Annotated in this window: 1 protein-coding gene; it reads right to left on the bottom strand. The window is 63.6% G+C overall.

Annotated elements, in window-relative coordinates; translation table 11 throughout:
* Window positions 1-412, bottom strand: a 412-nt coding sequence (locus tag FEM01_RS24270) for a hypothetical protein (RefSeq protein WP_171031024.1), incomplete at both ends; no start/stop codon positions are given.

Raw genomic sequence — 412 nt, forward strand, 5'->3', positions numbered from 1 at the left:
CCCGAAGCCACCCAGCGCCCCGACACCCACTTGACCGCCACCCCACCCAATTCAGCAGTCAAAATGCCAGTGGTCGCGTCAAACAGGAACTCGCCCGTACCCTGCGGCCCCTTGGCCTGAGCCTCGTCAATGGCCCGCTCGATGCCTTGGGCTGGGATATCACTGGTGGCCCAAGCGTAGCCTGCACTGGCGCTGTCCAGCAAGCCAGCCCACACCCCTTGCACGGTGTCGATTGGATGCTGGGCGACCTGCGAAAGTGTATCGACTGCCTTGCCCGGCCAGCTAACCGCCTCGCGCATGTAACCAAGGCCCATTTCCGAGGCGACGAAGCCAAGCTCCCTGGCGGGCGCATACCCGGCGTAGGTGACATCGGCCTGATCGACTTGCTGGGCGGCGAAATAGTCGTCGAATA

Origin of the sequence: Pseudomonas mosselii (assembly GCF_005796105.1) — a bacterium.
Lineage (GTDB): Bacteria > Pseudomonadota > Gammaproteobacteria > Pseudomonadales > Pseudomonadaceae > Aquipseudomonas > Aquipseudomonas mosselii_C.